Consider the following 3,148-nt stretch of genomic DNA (forward strand, 5'->3'; position numbering starts at 1 on the left):
GGCCCCGTCGGCACCGTCGGCCCCGTCGGCACCGTCGGCCCCGTCGGCCTCATCGGCCTCGTTGAGCCGGTCGGGGCCGGGTGCGGTGTCGGTGCTGCGATGGCTGACGGCCTCCAGCAGTGCCGCGACGCGGTGTGGGTCGGACCCGGTACGCAGCAGCCGCGCGAGCGCGTCGAGCTGTTCGCGGCTGGGCGGGGTGTCGAGCGTTCGGGCGGAGGTCGGTGCGTGCCGGGTGGGGAAGGCATCCGTGGTCATGCGGGTCCTCGTGTCGTCTCGACGGGCGGTCACCGTGGTCCGGAACGTCCCGTCCCGGAACGGCGTGGGGCAGGGCAGGAGCGGGTCCGGCCACGGTCGGGTTCTTCCGGGGCGGGGGATTCCTCCCCGGGGAGCGGAGGGATCTGCTCCGGCCGGAAACCCTCGCGGACGCGGATCTCGCGGTCGCACGTCCAACAGGTGGGTCGCGGCCATCCGCCCAGGTGGAAGTCGTCGTCGGCCGGAGTGACCCGGGCACCGCACAGCGTGGGGAAGAACCTGTCCGGAGCGGGGACGGTCACGGTGCGGTCGTAGGCGTGCAGCCGACCGTCGGCCTGCTGCCACCGCCACCACATCAGCGACACCCCGCACCCGGCGGAGCGACGACCCGGTGCCGGGCATCGTCGGCGGTGACCTCTCCGCGGCCGGGCACCACCCGGCGTTCCCGGATCGGTGGATGGAGTGTTCGGTCCGGCATCGTCGCCTCCCCGAGTGCAGGAGCGTGAGCGCTTTCGTCGCATGTTCCGGAATACATGGTCTTATGTTCCGGAACATTGAGGCAATGTCTCGTTCGGATGACGCAGAGGCACCGCGTAGTTCAGCTATGGTCTGTTCCATGCCCGGAACATCGGACGAACTCGCCTACCTGTTCGGTAGCGAGCTACGCGGCTTCCGTGAGCGCGCGGGACTGTCTCAGAAACGCATGGCCAACGGCGTCGGCATGACCACGCATACCGTGGTCTGGCGTTGGGAGCGGGGCGAGCGCATACCGTCGGCCCAGATCATCGACAAGATCGCCGACGTCCTGGATGTCACGGCCGTCGAGCGCGATCGCCTCACCAACCTCGCGCGAGAGGCCGCTGACCAGTCCGTCAACGAAGTGTCGGCCGGGAGTACCGGGCAGGCTGACGCTCTCACCACGCTCATCCGGCTGGAGCGGGTTGCCACCGCGATCACGGACGTGTCGATCGTGTTGGTGCCAGGGCTGCTGCAGACCCCCGAGTACGCCCGGATCGTTCTGGGTCACGTGCCGAACGTGGATACCAAGGTCGCAGCTCGGATTGGACGCCGGGAAGTTCTCACCCGCGCCCGCTCGCCGGTGCGGTACACCGCGTACATGTTGGAGGGGGTCCTGCACCAGAAGATCGGACGGGACCTGATGCGGGACCAGCTCCGACTCATGCGTGATCTGGCCGGTCGTGCGAACGTCAACATCCGTATCATCCCCGAGGCCCGTGGGATCACTCGGGCACATACGGGCTCGTTCGTCCTGATGGAGTTCGCCGCCGCGGAACCGATTGTCCACCTTGAGGATTTGAGCAGTGCGGCCTTCCTCCGTGATCAGGAGGATGTGGAGGCACATCAAGCGGCGGTCGCGAGTCTCAACCAGGCGGCGCTGAGCCCGGACGCTTCGGTCCAGCTCATCGCCGAAATGATCGAGAGTATGGAGTCACCATGACGGCACCGCATCAGACAACGGGCTGGCAGAAGTCCAGCTATTCCGGGGAACACACGAACTGCGTGGAGTTCCGTCGGGTCGACGGGGGTGTGCAGGTGCGCAACTCGAAGCGGCCCGACGAAGCCACCCTCCACTACACCGACGACGAGTGGACGGCGTTCCTCGCCGGGGTGAAGGACGGCGAGTTCGACCTCTGACGCGACAGCGGCACGGACGACACGACGGCACGGACGGGCCCCGGCACCGGAGGGCCGCCGGGGCCCGTGTGTCCGGGTGGCCTCCGGACGGTGACCGGGGCCGTGGCGTCGGGTTAGCCTCTGCGGATGTTCGATCCCGCCGACCCGGGCTTCCTCGCCGATCCGTACCCGGAGTTCGCCCGGCTGCGCGCCGAGGGCGACGTCCACCACCACGAGGGCCTGGGCCTGTCGATCGCGGTCTCGCACCCGGCCGCGTCCGCGGTGCTGCGCAACCGGCGCCTCGGCCGCCTCTGGCGCGACGCGACCCCGGTGGAGCGGTTCGCCTCGTTCAACCTGCTGCACCGCAACTCCCCGCTGGAGAACGAGCCACCGGCACACACCAGGTTGCGGCGGCTGGTCTCGTCCGCCTTCGCCCGCGGTCACGTGGAACGGCTGCGGCCCACCGTCGAGGCGCTCGCGGAACGGATGGTGGGCACCCTCGCCGACGGCATCGCCCGCGACGGCGAGGCCGACCTGCTCGAACACCTCGCCCAGCCGCTCCCGGTGGCGGTGATCGCCGAACTGCTGGGGGTGCCCACCGAGGACGGTCCCGCGATGGTGCGGTGGAGCAACGCCATCGTGAAAATGTACGAGTACGGCCTCGACGAGGACCGGCGGCTCGCCGCCGAGCGGGCGGCCACCGAGTTCGCCGACCACCTGCGCGCACTGGCGCGGGACCGGGCCACACACCCCGGCGACGACCTGCTCAGCCACCTCGTGGCCAGTGACCTCACCGGGGACGAGGTGGTGGCCACGGCGGTGCTGCTGCTCATGGCCGGGCACGAGGCCACGGTCAACGTGCTCGGCAACGGTGTGCACGCCCTGCTGACCCACCGCGGGCAGTGGGACCGGCTGGTCGCCGGGGTCGGTGACCCCGCGCTCGTCGCCTCGGCCGCCGAGGAGCTGATCCGGTACGACTCGCCGCTGCAACTGTTCGAGCGCACCGCCACCGCCGACATCGAGATCGCGGGACACCGGGTCGCCGAGGGCGGGAAGGTGGCCGCCCTGCTCGGGGCCGCGGCGCGCGACCCGGAGGTGTTCGCCGAGCCCGACACGCTCGACATCACCCGGGACCCGAACCCGCACCTGGGATTCGGCGGCGGCATCCACTACTGCCTCGGCGCCCCGCTCGCCCGCGTCGAGATCACCGCGGCGCTCGGTGCGCTGGCCCGCAGGCTGCCCGGGCTGCGGCACGCCCGCA

At 70.6% G+C, this 3,148-nt stretch carries 4 protein-coding genes and 1 pseudogene; 3 read left to right on the plus strand and 2 right to left on the minus strand.

Going from position 1 to position 3,148, the window contains the following annotated elements:
• Positions 1–255 (minus strand): annotated as a pseudogene (locus SACHA_RS25100) (hypothetical protein); the annotation flags it as partial.
• A 29-nt stretch (positions 256–284) separates the two neighbouring features.
• Positions 285–773: a zinc finger protein gene (locus tag SACHA_RS26525; protein ID WP_332253565.1), complete on the minus strand. Its 489-nt coding sequence runs from the start codon at positions 771–773 to the stop codon at positions 285–287.
• Positions 774–868: 95 nt separating this feature from the next.
• Between SACHA_RS26525 and SACHA_RS0108245 the strand changes: the two genes are divergently transcribed.
• From SACHA_RS0108245 to SACHA_RS21025, 3 genes are all read left to right on the plus strand, one after another.
• Entirely contained in the window at positions 869–1,711 is an 843-nt protein-coding gene (locus SACHA_RS0108245) for a helix-turn-helix domain-containing protein (RefSeq protein ID WP_020628608.1), read from the plus strand.
• Positions 1,708–1,908 carry a DUF397 domain-containing protein gene (locus tag SACHA_RS0108250; protein ID WP_019808738.1) on the plus strand — a complete coding sequence of 67 codons (201 nt, stop codon included), beginning with the start codon at positions 1,708–1,710 and terminating at the stop codon, positions 1,906–1,908. The genes SACHA_RS0108245 and SACHA_RS0108250 overlap by 4 nt, the downstream gene beginning before the upstream one ends.
• Before the next feature lie 126 nt (positions 1,909–2,034).
• Positions 2,035–3,148, plus strand: a 1,114-nt coding sequence (locus SACHA_RS21025; RefSeq protein ID WP_019808740.1) for a cytochrome P450, incomplete at its 3' end; no start/stop codon positions are given.

Origin of the sequence: Saccharomonospora halophila 8, from assembly GCF_000383775.1 — a bacterium.
Lineage (GTDB): Bacteria > Actinomycetota > Actinomycetes > Mycobacteriales > Pseudonocardiaceae > Saccharomonospora > Saccharomonospora halophila.

What these genes read in the sequence shown, in the direction of transcription:
- SACHA_RS26525 (WP_332253565.1), bottom strand. Translation starts at nt 773, where the DNA reads ATGCGACGAAAGCGCTCACGCTCCTGCACTCGGGGAGGCGACGATGCC.
- SACHA_RS0108245 (WP_020628608.1), top strand. Translation starts at nt 869, where the DNA reads ATGCCCGGAACATCGGACGAACTCGCCTACCTGTTCGGTAGCGAGCTA.
- SACHA_RS0108250 (WP_019808738.1), top strand. Translation starts at nt 1,708, where the DNA reads ATGACGGCACCGCATCAGACAACGGGCTGGCAGAAGTCCAGCTATTCC.